Origin of the sequence: Janthinobacterium sp. J1-1 (assembly GCF_030944405.1) — a bacterium.
Taxonomy (GTDB): domain Bacteria; phylum Pseudomonadota; class Gammaproteobacteria; order Burkholderiales; family Burkholderiaceae_D; genus Janthinobacterium.
In genome coordinates, this window is record NZ_CP132339.1 from 4,675,499 (window position 1) to 4,694,724 (window position 19,226).

The 19,226-nt window shown below is 61.9% G+C and carries 19 protein-coding genes; 11 read left to right on the top strand and 8 right to left on the bottom strand.

What is annotated here, in order from left to right:
- The first annotated feature begins 44 nt into the window (after positions 1-44).
- The 6 genes from Q8L25_RS21310 to Q8L25_RS21335 all read left to right on the top strand — a co-directional run bounded on the left by Q8L25_RS21310 (position 45) and on the right by Q8L25_RS21335 (position 4,682).
- Positions 45-1,523 (top strand): protein adenylyltransferase SelO family protein, encoded by a 1,479-nt coding sequence (locus Q8L25_RS21310; protein ID WP_308921294.1) that lies wholly within the window; start codon positions 45-47, stop codon positions 1,521-1,523.
- A gap of 9 nt (positions 1,524-1,532) precedes the next feature.
- The gene (gene msrB, locus Q8L25_RS21315) at positions 1,533-1,934 is read left to right on the top strand and encodes a peptide-methionine (R)-S-oxide reductase MsrB (protein ID WP_308921295.1); all 402 of its coding nucleotides are present in this window, start codon (positions 1,533-1,535) and stop codon (positions 1,932-1,934) included.
- A gap of 68 nt (positions 1,935-2,002) precedes the next feature.
- Entirely contained in the window at positions 2,003-2,632 is a 630-nt protein-coding gene (locus Q8L25_RS21320) for a septation protein A (RefSeq protein ID WP_308921296.1), read from the top strand.
- Entirely contained in the window at positions 2,629-2,922 is a 294-nt protein-coding gene (locus Q8L25_RS21325; RefSeq protein WP_308921297.1) for a BolA family protein, read from the top strand. The genes Q8L25_RS21320 and Q8L25_RS21325 overlap by 4 nt, the downstream gene beginning before the upstream one ends.
- A 114-nt stretch (positions 2,923-3,036) precedes the next feature.
- On the top strand, positions 3,037-3,816 hold the full coding sequence (locus Q8L25_RS21330; protein ID WP_308921298.1) for a peptidyl-prolyl cis-trans isomerase: 780 nt from the start codon (positions 3,037-3,039) through the stop codon (positions 3,814-3,816).
- Between the two features lie 89 nt (positions 3,817-3,905).
- Positions 3,906-4,682, top strand: a complete 777-nt coding sequence (locus tag Q8L25_RS21335; RefSeq protein ID WP_308921299.1) for a peptidyl-prolyl cis-trans isomerase — start codon at positions 3,906-3,908, stop codon at positions 4,680-4,682.
- Between the two features lie 320 nt (positions 4,683-5,002).
- Here the strand turns inward: Q8L25_RS21335 and Q8L25_RS21340 are convergent, their stop codons facing one another.
- Positions 5,003-5,344: a nuclear transport factor 2 family protein gene (locus Q8L25_RS21340; protein WP_308921300.1), complete on the bottom strand. Its 342-nt coding sequence runs from the start codon at positions 5,342-5,344 to the stop codon at positions 5,003-5,005.
- A gap of 103 nt (positions 5,345-5,447) precedes the next feature.
- Here Q8L25_RS21340 and Q8L25_RS21345 point away from each other — a divergent pair, with 103 nt between their 5' ends.
- Complete coding sequence (locus Q8L25_RS21345) at positions 5,448-7,970, top strand: excinuclease ABC subunit UvrA (RefSeq protein ID WP_308921301.1); 2,523 nt, start codon at positions 5,448-5,450, stop codon at positions 7,968-7,970.
- A 112-nt stretch (positions 7,971-8,082) separates the two neighbouring features.
- Positions 8,083-8,970, top strand: a complete 888-nt coding sequence (locus Q8L25_RS21350; RefSeq protein ID WP_308921302.1) for a neutral zinc metallopeptidase — start codon at positions 8,083-8,085, stop codon at positions 8,968-8,970.
- Positions 8,971-9,018: 48 nt separating this feature from the next.
- Here the strand turns inward: Q8L25_RS21350 and Q8L25_RS21355 are convergent, their stop codons facing one another.
- From Q8L25_RS21355 to Q8L25_RS21375, 5 genes are all read right to left on the bottom strand, one after another.
- Positions 9,019-10,041, bottom strand: coding sequence for a TIGR03118 family protein (locus Q8L25_RS21355; protein ID WP_308921303.1), 1,023 nt, complete (start codon positions 10,039-10,041; stop codon positions 9,019-9,021).
- 166 nt (positions 10,042-10,207) lie between these two features.
- The gene (locus Q8L25_RS21360) at positions 10,208-10,984 is read right to left on the bottom strand and encodes a transporter substrate-binding domain-containing protein (RefSeq protein ID WP_308921304.1); all 777 of its coding nucleotides are present in this window, start codon (positions 10,982-10,984) and stop codon (positions 10,208-10,210) included.
- The gene (gene nadC, locus Q8L25_RS21365) at positions 10,984-11,850 is read right to left on the bottom strand and encodes a carboxylating nicotinate-nucleotide diphosphorylase (protein ID WP_308921305.1); all 867 of its coding nucleotides are present in this window, start codon (positions 11,848-11,850) and stop codon (positions 10,984-10,986) included. The genes Q8L25_RS21360 and nadC overlap by 1 nt, the downstream gene beginning before the upstream one ends.
- Positions 11,847-12,980 carry a quinolinate synthase NadA gene (nadA, locus tag Q8L25_RS21370; protein WP_308921306.1) on the bottom strand — a complete coding sequence of 378 codons (1,134 nt, stop codon included), beginning with the start codon at positions 12,978-12,980 and terminating at the stop codon, positions 11,847-11,849. Before nadA ends, nadC begins: the two co-directional genes overlap by 4 nt.
- 205 nt (positions 12,981-13,185) lie before the next feature.
- The gene (locus Q8L25_RS21375) at positions 13,186-14,784 is read right to left on the bottom strand and encodes an ABC-F family ATPase (protein ID WP_308921307.1); all 1,599 of its coding nucleotides are present in this window, start codon (positions 14,782-14,784) and stop codon (positions 13,186-13,188) included.
- Positions 14,785-14,986: 202 nt separating this feature from the next.
- Between Q8L25_RS21375 and Q8L25_RS21380 the strand changes: the two genes are divergently transcribed.
- Complete coding sequence (locus Q8L25_RS21380; protein WP_308921308.1) at positions 14,987-15,649, top strand: hypothetical protein; 663 nt, start codon at positions 14,987-14,989, stop codon at positions 15,647-15,649.
- Between the two features lie 23 nt (positions 15,650-15,672).
- The gene (locus Q8L25_RS21385; protein ID WP_308921309.1) at positions 15,673-16,221 is read left to right on the top strand and encodes a DUF2939 domain-containing protein; all 549 of its coding nucleotides are present in this window, start codon (positions 15,673-15,675) and stop codon (positions 16,219-16,221) included.
- Positions 16,222-16,248: 27 nt separating this feature from the next.
- Here the strand turns inward: Q8L25_RS21385 and Q8L25_RS21390 are convergent, their stop codons facing one another.
- The gene (locus tag Q8L25_RS21390) at positions 16,249-16,941 is read right to left on the bottom strand and encodes a DUF3334 family protein (protein ID WP_308921310.1); all 693 of its coding nucleotides are present in this window, start codon (positions 16,939-16,941) and stop codon (positions 16,249-16,251) included.
- Between the two features lie 234 nt (positions 16,942-17,175).
- Between Q8L25_RS21390 and Q8L25_RS21395 the strand changes: the two genes are divergently transcribed.
- Positions 17,176-18,852, top strand: coding sequence for a DUF6138 family protein (locus Q8L25_RS21395; RefSeq protein WP_308921311.1), 1,677 nt, complete (start codon positions 17,176-17,178; stop codon positions 18,850-18,852).
- Here the strand turns inward: Q8L25_RS21395 and Q8L25_RS21400 are convergent.
- A complete protein-coding gene (locus tag Q8L25_RS21400; RefSeq protein ID WP_308921312.1) occupies positions 18,830-19,204 on the bottom strand; it encodes a response regulator in 375 nt (124 codons plus the stop codon). The genes Q8L25_RS21395 and Q8L25_RS21400 overlap by 23 nt on opposite strands.
- Between the last annotated feature and the right edge of the window lie 22 nt (positions 19,205-19,226).

Consider the following 19,226-nt stretch of genomic DNA (forward strand, 5'->3'; position numbering starts at 1 on the left):
GTAAAATCGCCGTTTCGGCCCTCGCCCGGGCCTGCCAGCTCAATATGATCGGAACTGCCATTAGCGCCCTGACCCTGCCCCTGAACAATGCGTTTGCGGCCCTGCCGCCCGCCTTTTACACGCGTTTGATGCCGACTCCGCTGCCGGCGCCCTACTTTGTCGCCGCCAGCGCCTCGGCCGCAAGCCTGGTCGGCCTCGATGCGGCGCGCCTGGCCGAGCCCGATTTTGTCGAACTGTTGAGCGGCAACGCCGTCGCGCAGCAGTCGCAGCCGCTGGCCGCCGTGTATTCCGGCCATCAGTTCGGCGTCTGGGCCGGCCAGCTGGGTGACGGCCGCGCCATCCTGCTGGGCGATATCGCCACGGCTAGCGGACCGATGGAGCTGCAGCTGAAAGGCGCCGGCGCCACGCCGTATTCGCGCATGGGCGACGGGCGCGCCGTGCTGCGCTCGTCGATCCGCGAATTCCTATGTTCGGAAGCGATGGCGGCGCTGGGCATTCCCACCTCGCGCGCGCTGGCCATCACGGGTTCGCAGCAAGGCATCATGCGCGAAACCGTGGAAACGGCCGCCGTGGTGACCCGCATGGCGCCCAGCTTCGTGCGCTTCGGCTCGTTCGAGCACTGGTTCTCGCGCAAGAAACCGGAGGAACTGAAGATCCTGGCCGACTACGTGATCGACAGTTTTTATCCCGAGCTGCGCACCCGGGACAACCCGTATGCGGCGCTGCTACGCGAAGTGTGCTTGCGCACCGCGCAGATGATCGCGCACTGGCAGGCGGTGGGTTTCATGCATGGCGTGATGAATACCGACAATATGTCCATCCTGGGCCTGACCTTGGACTATGGTCCGTTCGGCTTCATGGAAGCGTTCGACGCCGAGCATATCTGCAACCATACCGACAGCCAAGGCCGCTATTCCTATGCGAACCAGCCGCAGGTGGGCCACTGGAACTGCTACGCGCTGGGCCAGGCGCTGCTGCCCTTGATCGGTGAAACAAGCCTGGCGCAAGCGGCGCTGGACAGCTACGAGCCGGCGTTTGCGGCGAAGATGAACGAATTGCTGCGCGCCAAACTCGGCCTGCGCACGGAACAAGGCGACGACAGCCAGCTGTTCGACGCCATGTTTGCCGTGATGCAGGCCAATCACGTCGATTTCACCAATTTCTTCCGCGCCCTGGGCAATCTGCAGGTGGCCGCGCCCGAGAATGACACGGAGCTGCGTGACATGTTTATCGACCGCCCCGCGTTCGATAACTGGGCCCTGCAATACCGCGCGCGCCTGGTGCTGGAACAGAGCGACGACTTGCCGCGCAAGCTTGCAATGGACCAGGTCAACCCCAAATACGTGCTACGCAACTATCTGGCCCAAGTCGCCATCGACAAGGCGCAGCAGCAGGATTACACGGAAGTGGCCCGATTGCTGGCGGTTTTGCAAAAGCCATTTGACGAACAGCCCGAACACCAGCACTATGCGGCCCTGCCGCCCGACTGGGCCAGCCATCTTGAAGTAAGCTGCTCTTCCTAAGGAGTCACCATGACCACCAATAAAGTACAAAAAACCGACGCCGAATGGCGCGCCATGCTCGACACCATGCAATACCAGGTGACGCGCCATGCGGCCACCGAACGCGCTTTCACGGGCAAGTTCTGGGACCACCATGAGCACGGCATCTACACCTGCATCTGCTGCAATACGCCGCTGTTCGCCTCCGATACCAAGTTCGATTCGGGCTGCGGCTGGCCCAGCTATTTCGAGGCGCTCGATCCGGCCAACGTGACGGAGATCGTCGACCGCACGCATGGCATGGTGCGCACCGAAATCGTGTGCGCCGTCTGCGACGCCCACCTGGGCCATGTGTTCCCGGACGGCCCGCCGCCGACGGGTCTGCGCTATTGCATCAATTCCGCCTCGCTGCGCTTCGATCCGCAGCCGTGATGCCGGGGAATGGCCGGGCCTAAGCCATTCCTAAGCTGCTTTTTAGTTGACCATAGTAAAGTCTCGCCATGAAATTTCTCTTCGACCTCTTCCCGCTGATCGCCTTCTTTGCCGCCTTCAAACTCGGCGGCATGTATGAAACGGCGACGCACGACTTCGTGCAGCAGTATTTGTCCGGCATCGTTTCCGGCGGCGTGATCCAGCCCGAACAGGCGCCATGGGTACTGGCGACCCTGGTCGGCATTATCGCCACCGCCTGCCAGGTCAGCTACCTGCTGCTGCGCGGCCGCAAGGTCGACGGCATGCTGTGGCTGTCGCTGTTCATCTTCGTGGTGTTCGGCGGCGCCAGCATCTATCTGCATGACGATTTCTTCCTGAAATGGAAGCCGACCCTGATCTACTGGCTGTCCGGCCTGGCCCTCCTGATCGCCCATGTGGGCTTCAAGAAAAACCTGATCCGCAAGACCATGGAAGCGCAGGTGCAACTGCCCGACGCCGTGTGGAACCAGCTGCTGGCGGCCTGGATCATCTTTTTTGGCGCCATCGGCGCACTCAATCTGTTCGTCGCCTTCGTGCTGTACAAGGGCGACATGGCGGCCTGGGTCAGCTTCAAGGCGTTTGGCGCCACCGGCATTTTCTTTGCCTTTATCGTCGCGCAAACCCTGTTCCTGTCCAAACATATCAAGGAAGACGCATGAGTACCGAACTGAACACCTCGCCAGCGACGCGCATGGAGCGCATCCGCGCGCGCCTGGAAGCGGCGCTTTCCCCTGTGGAATGCGTGCTGGAAGACGACTCGGCCAGCCACCGCGGCCATGCCGGCGCCGCCTCGGGCGGAGGCCATTACAATGTGCGCATCATTTCCAGCAAATTTGAAGGGCTCAGGCTCGTCATGCGCCATCGTCTGGTGTATGATTCCGTGCACGATATGATGCATAATGAGATACATGCATTGGCTATTGTCGCATTGGCGCCTTCAGAAGCATGATATTGAAGGCGTTTTTGGCGTAGACCGGTATTCCGGCATCACGCTGCAGCAAACGCGATAAACACAAAAATTTTGATGCGTTTTTTACGAAACTTTCCCTAACAGGATTTAATAATGACTTTTAAGCCAGCCCGCTTGCTGATCGCACTACTCGCCGTAGCCGCTGTACCTGTTTTTGCGCAAAATGTTGCCGTTGTAAATGGCAAGGCTATCCCATCGTCGCGCGTTGATGCAGTCGTCAAGCAAGTCGTCGCCCAAGGCCAGCAGCCGGATTCGCCGCAACTGCGCGAAGCGATCAAAAAAGACCTGATCGGCCGTGAAGTGCTGATGCAGGAAGCGGAAAGCAAGGGTTTCGGTAAAGATGCAGCGGTCAAACTGCAGATTGAAAACGCACGCCAGGCCATCGTCATCAATGCCCTGGTCGGCGACTACCTGAAGAAGAATCCGGTCAGCGACGCCGACATCAAGGCCGAATACGATCGTTTCGTGGCCCAGACCGGCGACAAGGAATACCATGTACGCCACATCCTGGTGGGCACGGAAGCCGAAGCGAAAGACGTGATCGCCAAGCTCAAGGGCGGCGCCAAGTTCGAAGACCTGGCCAAGCAATCGAAAGATGCCGGCTCGGCCGACAATGGCGGCGACCTGGACTGGGCAGCGCCTTCGTCCTTCCCGAAAGTGTTCTCGGACGCCTTCGTGAAACTGCAAAAAGGCCAGGTCACGGAAACCCCGGTGCAAACGCCTAACGGTTTCCACGTGATCAAGCTGGACGACACCCGCCCGGCAAAACTGCCGACGCTGGAAGAAGTCAAGCCACAGATCTCCGAAGCGCTGCAGCAGAAAAAACTGCAGGCGTACCAGGAAGACATGATCAAAAAAGCGAAAGTTCAATAAGAACTGACCACCCCGGCGCCCCTTTCGGCGCCGGTCGTGTATTCTGCGTTTGAATAAACGATTGTTATTGTATTTTTATAGGAATAAACATGATTTTGAAGCCAGCCCGCCTGATTCTTGCCTTGGTCGCCGTCACCGCCGCGCCAGCTTTCGCGCAAAACGTCGCCACCGTCAATGGCAAGGCCATTCCGGCGTCGCGCGTCGACCAGGTCGTCAAGCAAGTCGTCGCCCAAGGCAAGCAAGCGGATTCGCCGCAACTGCGCGAAGCCATCAAGAAAGACCTGATCGGCCGCGAAGTGCTGATCCAGGAAGCCGACAAGCAAGGCTATGGCACCCGTCCCGAAGTCAAGGCCCAGCTCGACAACGCGCGCCAGAGCATCATCATCAATGCGCTGCTGGCCGACTATGTCAAGAAAAACCCGGTCAAGGACGCTGAAATCAAGGCCGAGTACGACAAGTTCAAGGCGCAAGCCGGCGACAAGGAATACCATGCACGCCACATCCTGGTAGCGACCGAAGCCGAAGCGAAAGACATTATCGCCAAGCTCAAGGGCGGCGCCAAGTTCGAAGAACTGGCCAAGGTTTCGAAAGACGGCTCCGCAGCCAATGGCGGCGACCTGGACTGGGCCAGCCCGACCTCGTACGTCAAGCCATTCGCCGATGCGATGGTGGCCCTGAAACCAGGCCAGGTCACGCAAACGCCGGTGCAATCGCAATTCGGCTTCCACGTGATCAAGCTGGAAGAAACCCGTCCGACCAAGCTGCCGGCACTGGAAGAAGTCAAGGGCCAAGTGGCCGAGTCGCTGCAACAGAAGAAACTCGCCGCTTACCGCGATGAACTGATGAAAAAAGCCAAGGTACAATAAAAAACACGCAACCAAACCTACTGCGCGTCGGGATAGCTGGCCTGCGATGCTCACCGTACTAAAGTACGGTTGCGCTTCTCGACCACCTCTGCCTTCCGCTCGCTACGGTTTGTTGGTGTTTTGCTCGTTAGTAAAAGCGCTCCACGGAGCGCTTTTTTCTATTGGCCAACAATGTTGTCGGGTTACGCTGCGCTAACCCGACCTACAGTTGCGACGCCCTTACCGGTCGGCTTACGAAACACCGTTTGACGCGTAGGTCGGATTAGGCGCGCAGCGCCGTAATCCGACAACACCACCGGCCGCAGCCGACAAATTGGCCATCACGCAAAACTGAACCATGCTCGCGCGATGCGGCCATCGACCACCTCATATGTCGCCACCAGTTCCTGTTCCATCGTGCCCTGGTCGGTGACGCTGGTGATGACTTCATGGTCGATCACCAGTTTGCCGCAGGCGATGCGGTTCAACAGGCGCGCCTGCGGGCGGCTGGCGGCAAAGCGGGCTGTAAAGCGTGCGGCGATCTGCGCGCTGCCTTCGGCCAGCAGGACGTCCGGATGCTGGAACTGCTGGACGTTGTCGGCATAGATGGCGACCAGCGCGGCGACATCGTGGGCGTTGTAGGCGTCGAGCTGGGCTTGCACGACGTCGGTAGGTGTGTTCATGACTCTCCTTTGAAAGAATGGCACTCTATAATGTGCGTGGGGGAACGGACAAGCCCGTTCTCCACTGCCAGACTGGTCTTTTATAGTGACGAGGCCAGCCTTCATGTCCCGATCGATTTCACCATCCGCACCCCTGCCCGGCCATGTCAGCGTACGCGGCGCGCGCGAGCACAACCTGAAAAATGTCGACGTCGATATCCCGCGCGATGCGCTGGTGGTGTTTACCGGCGTGTCCGGCTCCGGCAAGTCCTCGCTGGCGTTCGGCACGCTGTATGCCGAAGCGCAGCGGCGCTACCTGGAGTCCGTTTCGCCGTACGCGCGCCGGCTGTTTCACCAGATGGCGGTGCCGGAAGTGGACAGCATCGACGGCCTGCCGCCGGCCGTGGCCCTGCAGCAGCAGCGCGGCGCCCCCACCACGCGCTCGTCGGTGGGCAGCGTCACCACCGTCTCGAACCTGCTGCGCATGCTCTATTCGCGCGCCGGCGATTATCCCAAGGACCAGCCGCTGCTGTACGCGGAATCGTTTTCGCCCAATACCCCCGAGGGCGCCTGCCCGCAATGCCATGGCTTGGGCCGCGTGTATGAAGTCACCGAAGCGTCGATGGTGCCGGACGACACCCTCACCATCCGCGAACGGGCGATCGCCGCCTGGCCCACCGCCTGGCATGGCCAGAACCTGCGCGACATATTGACCACCCTGGGCCATGACGTCGATACGCCGTGGCGCGAACTGCCGCAAACGCTGCGCGACTGGATCTTGTTTACCGACGAGCAGCCGGAAGTACCCGTCTATGCGGGCTTGACGCCGAAGGAAACCAGGGCCGCCCTGAAGGCCAAGATGCCGCCCAGCTACATGGGCACCTTTACGGGCGTGCGCAAATACGTGCTGCAGACCTTTGCCAACAGCCCCAGCGCGCAGATGAAAAAGCGCGTGGCGCAGTTCATGCTGGGCGCCGACTGCCCCGTGTGCGACGGCAAGCGCCTGCGCCGGGAATCGCTGTCGGTACAGTTTGCCGGCCTCGATATCGCCGAGATGTCGCGCCTGAGCCTGGCCAAGCTGGCGGCGCTGTTCGCGCCCTATGTGACGGGCAAGGCAAAGATACGCGACAGCCGCGCCCATCCCGAAAAAGCCATCGTCACCCAGCGCATCGCGCAGGACCTGGCGGGCCGCCTGGAGGTGCTGCTGGACCTGGGTCTCGGTTATTTGAGCCTGGACCGCGGCACGCCCACCCTGTCGCCCGGCGAATTGCAGCGCCTGCGCCTGGCCACCCAGGTGCGCTCGAACTTGTTCGGCGTGGTGTATGTGCTGGACGAACCGTCGGCGGGCCTGCACCCGGCCGATACCGAAGCGCTGCTGCGCGCGCTGGCGCGCCTGAAGGCCTCGGGCAATTCCCTGTTCGTGGTCGAGCATGACCTGGACGTGGTCAGGCAGGCCGACTGGCTGGTCGACGTGGGGCCGCAGGCGGGCGAGCACGGCGGCCAGATCCTCTACAGCGGTCCGCCGGCAGGCTTGCGTGACGTCAAGCAATCGCAGACGCGGCGCTATCTGTTTGAGGAAGGCAAGCCGCAGCAGCGCACCCCGCGCACGCCCGCCGCCTGGCTCGGCGTGGAAGGCGTGACGCGCAACAACCTGCACAGCCTCGATGCGCAGTTTCCGCTGGGCGTGCTGTGCAGCGTGTCGGGCGTTTCCGGTTCGGGGAAATCAACCCTGGTCAGCCAGGCGCTGGTGGAACTGGTATCGAGCCAGCTGGGCCAGGCGGTGGTGGCGGAAACAGACGACGACTCGCCACTGGCACCGGCCAGCATGCCCACCGGCGGGCGCATCACGGCTGGCCTGGAACATGTGCGCCGGCTGGTGACGGTCGACCAGAAACCGATCGGCCGCACGCCCCGCTCGAACCTGGCCACGTACACCGGGTTGTTCGACCATGTACGCAAGCTGTTTGCGGCCACGCCGGCGGCAAAGAAACGGCATTTCGACGCGGGCCGTTTTTCGTTTAACGTCAGCAAGGGCCGCTGTGCCACCTGCGAAGGCGAAGGGCAGGTGATGGTTGAGCTGCTGTTCCTGCCCAGCGTATATGCACCCTGCCCCGTCTGCCATGGCGCGCGCTACAACGCGGAGACATTGCAAGTCGCGTACCGGGAGCAGAATATCGCCCAGGTGCTGCGGTTGACGGTCGACGATGCGCTGGCGTTTTTCCAGGGCGAAGCGGCCTTGGAGCGGCCTTTGTCCGTGTTGCAGGAGGTGGGACTCGGCTATTTGCGGCTGGGCCAGTCGGCCACGGAATTGTCGGGTGGCGAAGCGCAGCGGGTGAAACTGGCAACCGAGCTGCAGCGCGCGCAGCGCGGCGACACGCTCTATATTCTGGACGAGCCGACCACCGGCCTGCACCCGGCGGATATCGATCGCCTGGTGGCCCAGCTCGACACCCTGGTGGCGGCCGGCAATACGGTGATTGCCGTCGAACACGATATGCGGATGCTGGCGGCCAGCGACTGGGTGATCGATATCGGCCCGGGCGCCGGCGAAAACGGCGGCCTGGTGGTGGCCAGCGGGCCGCCAGCGGCGGTGGCGAACACCAGGGGTAGCCGCACGGCGCCGTATCTGCATAAAGCCCTCGCTTGAGCGGAACACTGCCGACGGGGATTTGCTGGGATAATGTCAACTTGAAATCACAAAACATGCCGGCGTATTTTGCGCGGCATCAACAAATACCAGGGTAACAGGAGCAAACATCATGAAATGGGAAGGCAACCGCGAAAGCGACAATGTGGAGGATCGCCGTGGCGAAGGGGGTGGTGGCGGTGGCGGCGGCTTTGGTTTCGGCGGGCGCTCGATCGGCATCGGCACCATCGTCATCGCGCTGGTCGGCGGCTGGGTACTGGGCGTCAATCCGATGACCATCCTCAGCATGCTCAGTGGCGGCGGCGGCCAGGTCACTACCCAGCAAAGCCAGGCGCCGGCACAACAGCCGCCGGTGGACGACGAGATGGCGCGTTTCGTGAAAACCGTGCTGGCCGATACGGAAGACACCTGGACCACCCTGTTCAAGGCCGAAGGCGGCAGCTATGTGCGGCCCAAGCTGGTGCTGTTTTCAGGCAGCACGCCGACCGCCTGCGGTACCGGCCAGAGCGCTACCGGCCCCTTCTATTGCCCCGGCGACCAGAAGGTTTATCTGGACCTGGACTTCTTCCAGCTGATGCAGCAGCGCTTCAAGGTGTCCGGCGAATTTGCCCAGGCGTATGTGATCGCGCATGAGGTGGGCCACCACGTGCAGAACCTGCTGGGCCTGTCGGAAAAAGTCGACAATGCGCGCCGCACCGCCACCGAGCGCCAGGCCAACGCCATGTCGGTGCGCCTGGAACTGCAGGCCGACTGCTTTGCCGGCGTATGGGCCTATCATGCGAATGCCGAGCGCAAGATCCTGGAACAGGGCGACGTGGAAGCGGCCCTGAAGGCGGCCACGGCGATCGGCGACGACGCGCTGCAACGCCAGGCGCAAGGCCATGTGGTGCCGGACTCGTTTACCCACGGCACCTCGGAACAGCGCGTGCGCTGGTTTACCAAAGGCATCGAGTCGGGCCGGATTTCACAGTGCAACACGTTTGAAGCGAAGCAGCTGTAAAAAACCTGCCTGCCCACGCAGCCGCGGTGGCCGCGTGGGCAGAACGCTTTATTTCAGGTCGATGCGTCCGTACTGCCCATGCGCTTCATCGCCGGGTCCCGCCGTATAGAACAGCGTGGTGAGCGGCTGGCTGTTCAGGCCGTTACCGAAGGCGATTCCCCACAAGCCATCGACCACCAGCACCGTGCCGTCCGCCTGGCCCAACGTGCCGACCGTGGCGCCGGTGGCGGGATCATAGACATTGATCTTGCCATCGCCAAAGTTGGCGACCAGCAGTTTGCCGCTGGCATCGCCGAAGCCGGCCGGCGCCCGCGCCATGCCCCATGGCGCATTCAGCGCGCCGCCGCTGACCAGCCGCCTGACGAGCGTGCCGCCGAGATCATATACATTGATGTAGCCTTTTCCGGCACCCGCCTCTTCGTCGTCGCCGGAAGCCTCCCGCCGGGCATACGACACATACAGGCGCTCGCCGATGGCCTGGATGCCGAACGGCGCATAGCCGGCCGGCATGCCGGGGTCGCTGAACGAGCCCGCCAGGGTAACCTTGGCAAACGTGGCGTTGAAAACGTCGACGCGGCTATTGTGGAAATCGGCCGCGTACAGATAGTTGGCGCCCGCGTAGCTGCCGATCGTCAGGCCCTTGTAGACACTGCCGCCGGCGCTGCCATCGTACGCCACCAGCGCGGTCACCGGACTGACCGAGGGCGACCAGGCTGAAATGGCGCCGTTTTCACCGGCAAAGATAAAGGGACTGGCCGCAGTGATCCCATTCTGGCTGATCTTGAAATCCTGCGTGCCGTTGAACACGATGCCGGTCGGCCCGTCTGGCGTGGCGACCACCAGTGATTGCGGCACGCCGTTGCCGTCATACAGGGTGGATTTTGCCGCATGGTTGGCCGCCACCCACACGAAGCCCCTGGGATTGAAGGCCAGTCCCCAGGCATTGAGCAGATTCGGGTCGGTATGCGCGGCAGGAATGGCGGCCGCATCGGAGACCAGGCTGGTGCTGGCATAAGCAGGGATGACGGGCGGCTGGTGATGATGGCGGCCGCCGCAGGAAAACAGGGTCACGGCTGATATTGCCGCGAGACTGGCGCAGATAAGCTGTCTGATGTGACGCGTGTTCATGGTGTCCCCTTTCGTCGTGCCCATGACTATGCTGCGACTGTTCATGGCCACTTGTGAGGCAGCGCAAACGAACACGCGAAATCGGCTCGGGCGGCGCTCTTGAAAAGCGTCAGGGGACGGTGACGTCGAAGCGCCTGCCGAGGCGCTTCAGTTCACCGCTGTCGATCAGGACATTGAATTCCTGGTCGAACTGCAGGCGCAGGCGGTCGAATTCGGGCGAGCGGGGAAAGGCAAAGTAGCCGTTCTGCGTTTCCAGCACGCGCGGCAGTATCCTGACCTGCCGCTCCATGCTCAGGCGGGTCACCACGGGTTCGGTGTTGCGCCGGTTGGTGACAAACAGGTCGACGTGGTTGTGCACCAGCATCTTCAAGCCATTTTCCACGTTATTGGCGACGCTGACCTGCAAGCCGGGCCGCGCCCGTTCCAGCTCAAAGCCATAGGCCCATCCATTGAGCATCACGAGGCGGCGGTTTTTCAAGGTCGCATAGTTGCCGTCCCAGCTGAAGCCGGCGTCCTGGCGCGTATAAAAGACGATCTGGTCCTGGTAAAAGGGCTTCTCGGAAAAGGCCATGCTGGAAAACCGCTCGGGCGCCTTGTAGGGACCGATCAGGATGTCGGCCTGGCCCTGGGCCAGCATGGCTTGCGCACGCGCCCACGGCACCATGCGAAAGCGCACCGTATTGCCGGTGCGCGCCGCCAGGATGCGCACCAGTTCGGCGCCCAGCCCCTGGTATTCGCCACTGCTCTGGTATTCGAACACGCGTTCGAACTGCGCGCCCACGGCCAGCAGTTCACGTGCTTGCGCCTGCATTGGCGCGAACAGGACCGGCCACAGGGCCAGTCCGAGCAGGAGCCGGCGCCAGCGGCGCTGCCCTGCCCCGTTCATCAGCCGACGATGCGCAAGGAGTAATCGGTGGCCCGTACATCCTTGGTCAGGCTGCCGATCGAAATGCGGTCCACGCCGGTTTCGGCGATCGCGCGCACGGTGTCGAAGTTGATGCCGCCCGACGCTTCGAGCAGCGCGCGGCCGTTGGTGACGGCCACCGCCTCGCGCATCATGTCGTTGCTGAAGTTATCCAGCAGTACCGACACGGCGCCGGCGTCCAGCGCTTCCTGCAACTGGGCCAGGGTTTCGACTTCGATCTGTACCGGCACGCCGGCGTCCAGCGTGCGCGCATTGTCCAGCGCCTGGCGTATGCCGCCGGCGGCCGCGATATGGTTTTCCTTGATCAGGATGCCGTCGTACAGGGCCAGACGCTGGTTCTGGCCGCCACCCACGCGCACCGCGTATTTTTGCGCCAGGCGCAGGCCCGGCAAGGTCTTGCGCGTGTCCAGGATGGCGGCTTTAGTGCCGGCGATCACGTCCACGTACTGGCGCGTGACCGTCGCCACGGCCGACAGCAGTTGCAGGAAGTTCAGCGCGCTGCGTTCGGCCGTCAGCAGGGCGCGCGCCGGCGCCTCGATGGTGCAGACCACGCTGTCGGCCGCCATCAGGTCGCCTTCGGCGTAATGCCAGTCGATCCGGATGCCGCGGTCGAGGCTGTTCATGACGCCTTCGAACCATGGTGCACCGCACAGCACGGCCGCTTCGCGCACGATCACGCGTGCCGTGACGATCTCGTCGGGCGGCACCAGTTCACCCGTCAGGTCGCACTGGCCCACGTCTTCCAGCAAGGCGGCCAGCAAATTGGCTTCAAAGGCGCGCGCCAGGGCGGCGTCAAACGGGGCAAAAACATTGACGAGAGTACTCATGCGGGACCAATTCCTTGAAACAGTTGAGCTTCCTTGGCCAGGTCGGAACCTGGCTGGACGCCGGCCTTTTTGGCGGCGGCAAAGTCGAGCATGCGCTTGATCGAGCGCACCGCCAATTGACCTATTGCCGGGTCGACATGAATTTCGTTCTGCATGTTTTCCAAGGTCTCGGCCAGGTTGCGCAGGCCGTTCATCGCCATCCACGGGCAATGCGCGCAACTCTTGCAGGTGGCGCTGTTGCCGGCCGTGGGCGCTTCGATAAAGCGCTTGCCAGGCGCGGCGGCGCGCATCTTGTGCAAAATCCCGTTGTCGGTGGCGACAATAAAGGTGTCGCTGTCCATGGTCTGCGCGGCGGCAATCATTTGCGAGGTCGAGCCCACCATGTCGGCCAGCGCCACCACATTGGCCGGCGACTCCGGATGTACCAGCACCTTGGCCTGCGGATACTCTTCCTTCAACAAGTCGAGTTCGATGCCCTTGAATTCGTCGTGCACCAGGCAGGAGCCCTGCCACAGCAGCATGTCGGCGCCGGTTTCTTTCTGGATATATGAACCCAGGTGCTTGTCGGGCGCCCACAGGATTTTCTTGCCCTGCGCATGCAGGTGGGCGACGATGTCGAGGCCGATAGAGGACGTCACCATCCAGTCGGCGCGCGCTTTCACGGCCGCGCTGGTGTTGGCATACACCACCACCGTGCGGTCGGGATGCTGGTCGCAAAACGCGGTGAATTCATCAACCGGGCAACCGAGGTCGAGCGAGCAGGTGGCGTCCAGGTCGGGCATCAGCACGGTTTTTTCCGGGCTGAGGATCTTCGCCGTTTCGCCCATGAAGCGCACGCCGGCCACCACCAGGGTCTGGGCCGGATGGTCGCGCCCGAAGCGCGCCATTTCCAGCGAATCGGAGACGCAGCCGCCGGTCGCTTCGGCCAGGTCCTGCAGGTCGGCGTCGACATAATAGTGCGCGACCAGCACGGCTTCGCGCTCGACCAGCAGGCGCTTGATGCGCGCGATCAGTTCGGTTTTTTCGGAGGGGGAAGGCGTGGCTGGCGTACGCGCCCAGGCGTGGGCGGTACAGCTGGCGCCGTCTTGCGGATGTTCGTACTCGACGGATTTGATGGCTAGAGTTTGCATGGCTGTGTCAAACAAAAACGGGATAGTGGATGAGATGACCGCAACACGGCGGTTCGGCTTGAAAAAGGCACACCACCGGCTTTTCAAACACCTGACAAAACCGTAGCGAGCGGCAGTGAGTTGCGGCTAAGAAGCGCAGCCGTGCTATAGCACGGTGAGCATCGCAGGCCGCAAATCGCGACGCGCAGTAGGTTTGGTCAGGTGTTTAATCGATGCCCTGGCTCTTCAGGTATTCCTCGTAATTGCCGCTGTAGTCGACAATGCCGTCTTCCTTGATCTCGATGATGCGGTTCGCCAGCGAGGAGACGAATTCGCGGTCGTGCGAGACGAAGATCAGGGTGCCGGCGTATTTTTCCAGCGCGATGTTCAGCGACTCGATCGATTCCATGTCCATGTGGTTGGTCGGCTCGTCGAGCAGCAGCACGTTGTGGCGGCCCAGCATCAGCTTGCCGTACATCATGCGGCCTTTTTCACCACCGGACAGCACCTTGACGGCTTTTTTCACGTCGTCGCCGCCGAACAGCAAGCGGCCCAGGATGGAGCGCACGGCCTGGTCGTCGTCGCCCTCCTTGGTCCACTGGCCGATCCAGTCGGTCAGGTTGGTATCCTTGGCGAAGTCCTCGGTCGGGTCTTGCGGCATGTAGCCGACGTTGGCGTTCTCGGCCCACTTCACGCGGCCCTGGTCAGGCTGCAAGCCGGCCAGGTCGCCCGCGATACAGCGCAGCATGGTGGTCTTGCCGGCGCCGTTGGCGCCGATGATGGCGATGCGTTCGCCCGCTTCGACCATGATACTGAAATTCTTGAACAGCTGGCGGTCGAAACCTTTCGAGATGTTTTCCACTTCCACCGCCAGGCGGTGCAGCTTCTTCTCGCCGTCGAAACGCACGAAGGGATAGGCGCGCGACGATGGCTTGATGTCGTCGACCTTGATCTTTTCAATCTGCTTGGCGCGCGAAGTCGCCTGGCGGGCCTTCGATTTGTTGGCGGCGAAGCGGCGCACGAATTCCTGCAGCTCGGCAACCTTGTCTTTCGCTTTCGCGTTGTTGGCCAGCTGCTGGTTGCGCGCCTGGGTCGAGGCGAACATGTATTCGTCGTAGTTGCCCGGATAGATCTTCAGCGTGCCGTAATCCATGTCGGCCACGTGGGTGCAAACCTGGTTCAGGAAGTGGCGATCGTGGGAAATGATGATCATGGTGGAGTTGCGCTCGTTGAGCACATCTTCCAGCCAGCGGATCGTGTTGATGTCCAGATTGTTGGTCGGCTCGTCGAGCAGCAGGATGTCCGGGTTCGAGAACAGCGCCTGCGCCAGCAGCACGCGCAGCTTCCAGCCTGGCGACACATTGCTCATCGGACCCTGGTGCAGGTCGATGGCGACGCCGGCGCCCAGCAGCAGTTCGCCGGCGCGCGATTCGGCCGTGTAGCCGTCGTATTCCGATACCTTGCCTTCCAGCTCGGCCGCCTTCATGTAGTCTTCGTCGGTCGCTTCCAGGTTGGCGTAGATGGCGTCGCGTTCCTGCATCGCGGCCCACATTTCCGTGTGGCCCATCATCACCACGTCGAGCACGCGCATCTCTTCGAACGCGAACTGGTCCTGGCGCAATTTGCCGAGGCGCTCGTTGGTATCGAGCATGACATTGCCGCCCGACGGTTCCAGGTCGCCGCCCAGGATCTTCATGAACGTCGACTTGCCGCAGCCGTTGGCGCCGATCAGGCCATAGCGGTTGCCGTCGCCAAATTTGACGGAAATATTCTCAAACAATGGCTTGGCGCCAAACTGCATCGTGATGTTAGCTGTACTGAGCATGTGGTATCGGGTCTTTATCCAGTGAAAACGGGGTGTTGAATACTTTTCCACCATTATACAGCAGCTACTGGCAGCTACTGCAAAGGCGCATGGAAACAAGGACTTAGCTGATACATGAAAGGGCATGGCAGGGTCGTAGTTACCAGAACAGCAATAATGTGCGAGAATGGGACGCATTTGCAACTACTTATAGGGAGATCTTGTGCTGACAGCATCAATGATGGCCCTCGCCGCCGCAGTATTTGTCGGCACGCCGGAAGAAATCGAAAAAAAGAGCCAGGAAACGCGTGCCAGGGCCACGCAAGAAGCGCGAGTGCGGCAGGAAGACAACATCGCCAGGGCCTCGCATCCCGATGCGCCTGGCGTGCTTGCCAGGGATGGCAACGTGCCGCTGACAACACTGCGCCACCGCTGGGCGCTGGGGCAGGCGCAAGCCGGCAAGATGCAGCTTGCCACCAGCATCGATCCTGCCGTGCTGGAAACGATGGCCGCCAGCGTCGGCTGCGTGGCGGACGGCAAGGTACAGCCTGCCGGTTTTGCCCGCGACCAGGCCCGGCCCAAGGTGCTGTCGGGCGCCACCCTGCTGGCCACCTGTCCGGGCGAGGCCTATCTGTTTATCCAGGCCATGCCGATTACCGGCAGCAAGGGCAGCGGCGACGTGGTGTTTCCCGATCTGTACACCCTGCGCGTGGCAGGCAGGCCCGCGCTCAGGTACTACTTCAAGGACGGCAGCGGGCGGCAGAAGGACGCGCTGTTCATCCTCGACGGCCAGGACCATTACACCCTGGAATACTGGTCGCAGGGCGACCGTGAACAAAAAGCCATGACAGGCGTGCGGCGGCTCGATACACTGGCGATGCCGTAACCTTCTACCTGGACAGACATCCCTTGAAAAAACTCATTCTTGCCGCGGCGATTGCCGTCATCACCTTGGGCGCCGTGACCTATGCCTCGCCGTATTACACCCTGCACCAGATGAAAACGGCGCTGGCCGCACGCGACGCCGCCGCGCTGGCCGAACATGTCGACTTCCCCGCCCTGCGCGAAAACGTCAAGGAGCAGATCAATGGCGCCATGGCCGACGGCATCCGGACCACCGCAGGCGCGGACAATCCGTTTGCCGCCATGGGCCAGGCTTTGGTCAGCAGCATGACGAACAAGATGGTCGACGCCATGGTCTCGCCGGCGGGCGTGGTGGCGCTGGTCAACAAGAGCGTGGTCAGCGGCGATGAGAAGGTCGGCAGTGGCGAAGCGGCGCCTGGGCCGAAGACGGACAGCAAAGCCCGCTACACGGCCGCATATGCCGGCTGGGACAGTTTCGTGATCCGTCCCACAGCCAGGCAGGAAGATGGCGGCGGCCTGGTCTTGCGCCGCCATGGCTTGTGGAGCTGGAAGCTCAGTGCGATAGAGCTGTCGCAGGCGATGGCGGCCAGGTAAGCGGCAGTCCGCCATCAGTGGGCAGGCTTACATGCCCAGGGACTTGAGCAGGTCCTCGTTATCGTCGTCAGCGGCAGCGGGCGACGGTGCGGGGGCCTCATCCTTGGCCTTGTTGGCGAATTCAGAGTCCATCAGCGAGTCGGTGTCGACTTCCTGCGAATCGAAATCGTGCAGCTTGATGAACTCGGTACGGTCGATCGCCAGTTCCAGGTAGAAAATATTGTTCTTTTCCGTGTAGAAGGTCACACGGCGCATTTCAGGACGGTCCAGCGGCGTATCGACGCTGAGCATGACCTGCTTGTTGAGCACCAGCATTTTCGGCTGGCTCTGCGTGATATTGGTTTGCAGTTCGCGCCGCACCTTGCCCGTGAAGTCGCCGACGATCTGGTTCATCAGCTCGCCCATGATGTTCGACACTTCATCGGAGGTGTAAAACGCGGCCAGTTCCGATTTTGGCATGCCCATGTGCAGCATGTAGCGCTCGTAGATTTCCATCGCCGTGTCGGCCGCGAAATTGAGCACCACCAGGCCCGTGAAACCGCCGTCGAACATGACGAAGCAACCGATATCGGGCTTCAGGCCGGTCTTGGTGATGCGCTGCACCATGCCGGAGTAATTGACCCTGCTTTGCGTTGCGACGTTCAGCACCCGAACCACCGAGTTGCACAAACTCATCAACAAATCTTCTGTACCGTACACAACATCCTTTTCTGCGCTCATGGGCAACCTCTCGTACTTTTATCCGTGCTTTTTATAATCGTATTTCTATGTAGAAATATGTATCAGATGGGCAGAATACCGGTGCGCGCCATGTCCGTCCAGCCATACCTGCATTTACTTGACGATGTGTCGGGAAATCGCCCTTTCCTGCGCCGCGAGCGTGCCGAACAGAACAGGCTTTGACGCCAGTTTCAGGCATCATGTGCCTTACGGGCAACAGAATGAAAGGCAGCGATGAGTCAGGACGTGGCACTGCAGGAAATATTGGAGACCGTGCAAGCATGGTTCGATGAACAGGCGCGCAGGGAACCGGGCAAGACGGTGGGACGCACCACCTTGCAGATCGGCGTCTTCAATGAGCTGCTGCTCGACTACCAGCCGGGCCGCAGCAGCCTGGACGTGGACCTGGGTTTCGGCCAGGGATCGCCGTCGATGCAAGCGCCTTTCCTGACGCCGGCGCAAGTGGAAGACGAACTCGTGCCCGCACTGGCGCAGGCATTCCGAAACGCCCTGGCGAACGCCGACCCGGCCCTGCTGGACTACCATTTCCGCTTGCGCGCCACCTTCCCCACCACCGAAGGCCAGCGCGAATGGCTGGTGCTGGAATTGCTCGACGAAGCCAAGCGGCAGGCACTGCTGGCGCGCATCAAAGCGTATATCGACCGCAAGCTGCGCGCCGGCAGCTATGACGGCAAGCCGCTGGAATCGTTTTTCCTCAGCCGGCACCTGCTCGATCCGCGCCTGTTCCCTGCCCTGGACGCGGCCTGGACCATCGCGCAATTCGAGCAGCTGCAGCAGCTGCGGCCCGGCCGCCAGGCGGCGCTGGCCGAGCATCGCGGCAATCTTATCCGCGCCGGCACCAGCTGGGCCGAGGATTGCTTCCTGCCGCGCCATTTCGAGGTGCGGCGTTCCGAATACCGGGCCAATGTCTACACCATCAAGCCCGGCGCGCAGAACAGAGGCCAGGACGGCGGCAAGGACGGCGGCACGGATGGCCAGATCGACCTGCTGCTGTATATCGCCGTGATGATACTGCGCCACGAGCCCAGCTATGCCAAACCGACCGGCCTGCAGTTCATCCAGCTGGCCACGCAACTGGGCAGCGAGCGCGCCGCCCGCATGCTGACCGAGGGCAGCGGCAGCTTTGCGCAGGACGCCATCGACCTGGCGACAGAGCAGGCGCGCTGCACCGCGAATGACGTCTTCGCCACTATCCATATCCAGATCAAGGAAGAAGGCGCCGCGGCCTATGCCCAGGCGCTCGATTTCGTGACCCGCCTGCTGGAAAACGGTTTTCCGAAAAGCTGCCAGATCAAGCTGAAATCAAGCGTCCGCGATTACCTGCCCATCAAAGGGCTGGCCCGCTCCGATACCCACCGCTTTTTCGCCAATGCGCTGGCTTATACAGAACTGCATCCGCGACTGGCGCGTTATGCGCGCGCGGCCATTGCGCAATATGAATTCTATGCCGATACCGAGGATGAAAAGAATTGCATGCCGGGCAGCTACGCCACCTTCGGCCTGGCGCTAGCCGATCCACAATGGTTCGCACTGCTGGAACACTATATGGCCGCCGTCGATGAAGAGCATCAAAGCGTGCAGGATAGTTTCACGGCCGCATTTGCCGCGCACCATGGCGTCAACCCGGACACCATCGCCACCCTGGTCACCTGCCTGCGCCACTGTACCGACAATGTGAAACTGAAGATCTCGCCGGCATTCGACGATGACGCACTGCTGGAATTGCTGCACCGGCAACTGCAAGGCCTGGAAGCGCACGAGGTGGACCATGTGCTGCAGGCAATCTGGGGCAAGTCGGAAAAACTGGCGGCGCTGGCGCGCAAGGCACAGGGCCGGCGCCAGGAATTGCTGGCGAGTCTGGCCGCGCTTAGCGCGCCGACACGACGTTGAGGATATCGTCCAGGCTGGCCGGCTTGACCAGGTGATGGTCGAAACCGATGACCTGGGTGCGCTCGCGCGTGCGGGCATCGCCCCAGGCGGTCAGCGCGATCATGCGCGTCTGCTTGAAGCGCGGCGTGCGGCGCAGGGTGGATACCACGTCAAAACCGGTGATTTCGGGCATGCCCAGGTCGAGCAGCATGACGTCGGGCTGGAAGGCGTCGGCGGCCTTGATCGCTTCGGCGCCGCCATAGATGGGCAGCGCTTCATGCCCGCACATGTGCAGGAATTCGGCGATCAGGTCGGCCGCGTCGCGATTGTCGTCGACGACCATGACACGCAAGGGTAAGAGTTGGTTTGCCATTGTAGCCTGCTATAAATACGCG

What these genes read in the sequence shown, in the direction of transcription:
- Q8L25_RS21395 (WP_308921311.1), top strand. Translation starts at nt 17,176, where the DNA reads ATGAGTCAGGACGTGGCACTGCAGGAAATATTGGAGACCGTGCAAGCA.
- nadA (WP_308921306.1), bottom strand. Translation starts at nt 12,980, where the DNA reads ATGCAAACTCTAGCCATCAAATCCGTCGAGTACGAACATCCGCAAGAC.
- Q8L25_RS21325 (WP_308921297.1), top strand. Translation starts at nt 2,629, where the DNA reads ATGAGTACCGAACTGAACACCTCGCCAGCGACGCGCATGGAGCGCATC.
- msrB (WP_308921295.1), top strand. Translation starts at nt 1,533, where the DNA reads ATGACCACCAATAAAGTACAAAAAACCGACGCCGAATGGCGCGCCATG.
- Q8L25_RS21345 (WP_308921301.1), top strand. Translation starts at nt 5,448, where the DNA reads ATGTCCCGATCGATTTCACCATCCGCACCCCTGCCCGGCCATGTCAGC.
- Q8L25_RS21350 (WP_308921302.1), top strand. Translation starts at nt 8,083, where the DNA reads ATGAAATGGGAAGGCAACCGCGAAAGCGACAATGTGGAGGATCGCCGT.
- nadC (WP_308921305.1), bottom strand. Translation starts at nt 11,850, where the DNA reads ATGAGTACTCTCGTCAATGTTTTTGCCCCGTTTGACGCCGCCCTGGCG.
- Q8L25_RS21320 (WP_308921296.1), top strand. Translation starts at nt 2,003, where the DNA reads ATGAAATTTCTCTTCGACCTCTTCCCGCTGATCGCCTTCTTTGCCGCC.
- Q8L25_RS21310 (WP_308921294.1), top strand. Translation starts at nt 45, where the DNA reads ATGATCGGAACTGCCATTAGCGCCCTGACCCTGCCCCTGAACAATGCG.
- Q8L25_RS21400 (WP_308921312.1), bottom strand. Translation starts at nt 19,204, where the DNA reads ATGGCAAACCAACTCTTACCCTTGCGTGTCATGGTCGTCGACGACAAT.
- Q8L25_RS21390 (WP_308921310.1), bottom strand. Translation starts at nt 16,941, where the DNA reads ATGAGCGCAGAAAAGGATGTTGTGTACGGTACAGAAGATTTGTTGATG.
- Q8L25_RS21360 (WP_308921304.1), bottom strand. Translation starts at nt 10,984, where the DNA reads ATGAACGGGGCAGGGCAGCGCCGCTGGCGCCGGCTCCTGCTCGGACTG.
- Q8L25_RS21330 (WP_308921298.1), top strand. Translation starts at nt 3,037, where the DNA reads ATGACTTTTAAGCCAGCCCGCTTGCTGATCGCACTACTCGCCGTAGCC.
- Q8L25_RS21335 (WP_308921299.1), top strand. Translation starts at nt 3,906, where the DNA reads ATGATTTTGAAGCCAGCCCGCCTGATTCTTGCCTTGGTCGCCGTCACC.
- Q8L25_RS21340 (WP_308921300.1), bottom strand. Translation starts at nt 5,344, where the DNA reads ATGAACACACCTACCGACGTCGTGCAAGCCCAGCTCGACGCCTACAAC.
- Q8L25_RS21375 (WP_308921307.1), bottom strand. Translation starts at nt 14,784, where the DNA reads ATGCTCAGTACAGCTAACATCACGATGCAGTTTGGCGCCAAGCCATTG.